At 63.2% G+C, this 1,582-nt stretch carries 2 protein-coding genes; both read left to right on the forward strand.

All coding sequences use genetic code 11. The features are described from left to right. The first annotated feature begins 221 nt into the window (after positions 1 to 221). Positions 222 to 1,190, forward strand: a complete 969-nt coding sequence (locus ACEW8G_RS09285; protein ID WP_373488145.1) for a DMT family transporter — start codon at positions 222 to 224, stop codon at positions 1,188 to 1,190. Between the two features lie 194 nt (positions 1,191 to 1,384). Then, on the forward strand, positions 1,385 to 1,582 hold a 198-nt coding region (locus ACEW8G_RS09290; RefSeq protein WP_373488146.1), incomplete at its 3' end, for a hypothetical protein.

Raw genomic sequence — 1,582 nt, forward strand, 5'->3', positions numbered from 1 at the left:
CCTGGGCGCGTATTCTGGATGCCCTGACCTGAAATCGCCCCCCGCTTGCTGACGGCGCGGGTGACGCACTGCTGGCGGCGACCGATGCGCGTTCCTGAAATGCCTTGGCGTGGCAGCAAAGCCTGCGCCGCAGGGGAGTCAAGGCGCATCCCCGGACCGTTGGGGGGCTTAACGAAGTTTGCTCTTCAAGTGTAAGACCACCTCATGAAAGCCAGCCCGCCATGATCCGTCCCTGCACCGCCCAGCTCGGTATTCTGTTGATGGTGACGGCCATGTTTTGCATCTCGCTCAATGATATGGTCGTGAAATCCCTGGCCGGCAGCTATCCGCTGCATCAGATCGTGTTCGCGCGGACCGGCCTGGGTATCCTGTTTTCCATCATTTTCTTGCAGTTGGAGGGTGGCTTCCCGCTTTTGCGGACCACGCAGGTCGGATTGCACATCTTTCGCGCCCTTCTGGTCGTGCTTGGAAATTCGCTGTTCTACGCGGCGATCGTGGCGATGCCGTTGGCGACGGCGAATGCGCTCTATTTCGTGGCACCGCTGTTTGTCACGCTGCTGTCGATCCCGGTGCTGGGCGAACGCATCGGCCCGCGCCGTCTTCTGGCGGTGCTCGTCGGGTTTGCCGGGGTGCTGCTGATGCTCTGGCCGCAAATGCGCGGCGGCGCGGACAGTGTGGGCTGGATCGCGCTCTTGCCGCTGGGGGCGGCCGCAAGCTATGCAGGCATGTCGGTGCTGACGCGCAAGCTGGGACAGTTCAGCCGCGCCTCGGCGCTTGCGATCTACCTGCAGGCGGCGTTCCTGATAGTCAGCATCGGTTTCTATCTGGTCGCGGGCGACGGGCGCTTCGTCGGCCCGGACACGTCCGGCCCGCTCACCTTTCTGCTGCGCGCCTGGGTGTGGCCTGCATCGGGGGACATCGTCCCGATGATGGGACTGGGGTTGTTGTCGGCGATCATCGGCTATTCGATGAGCCAGGCCTACCGCATCGCCAGCGCCGCGGTCGTCGCGCCGTTCGAATACGTCCTGCTGATCTTCGCCCTGTTCTGGGGCTATACGATCTTTGGCGAATGGCCGGTGCCGGAAGTCCTGATGGGGGCCGCCATCATCATCGCGGCAGGAGTCTACGTGTTCTGGCGCGAGAACCGCCCTGGGCCAGCGCCGCGACCTCGGCACCGCGACCGTGGTTGATCACATGCAATTCTCGCGTCCGAACTGGCCGCCGTAATGGCGCAGCCAGGCGTTCAGGAAGAACGCATCATCGCGCACCATCGTCACCGCAGCCACTGTCTGCATTGCATCACCGCCCGTTGTTCCACCGCCTGCGTCTCGCAGCGTAGAGGCGCGGATGCTGGAAGAGAATCAGTTTTCATGAGGAAGCCACCTTGATCCCGCCTGACTTCGCCACGACAGGAATCCTCGCGCCCCGCGCGGCATCGGTGCCGATCACGAGATTTCAGGTCCTGGGGGAACGCTCGTCAGGCACTAATTTCGTCAAGCGGCTGCTGGGACGCAATTCGACGCTGCGTCCGACCGAGGATCTGGGCTGGAAACACAGATTTCCGCATGCCGCAGCCATTCCC

Origin of the sequence: Blastomonas sp., assembly GCF_041747255.1 — a bacterium.
Lineage (GTDB): Bacteria > Pseudomonadota > Alphaproteobacteria > Sphingomonadales > Sphingomonadaceae > Blastomonas.

Coding starts and splice junctions, on each gene's coding strand:
- ACEW8G_RS09285 (WP_373488145.1), top strand. CDS start 222: ATGATCCGTCCCTGCACCGCCCAGCTCGGTATTCTGTTGATGGTGACG.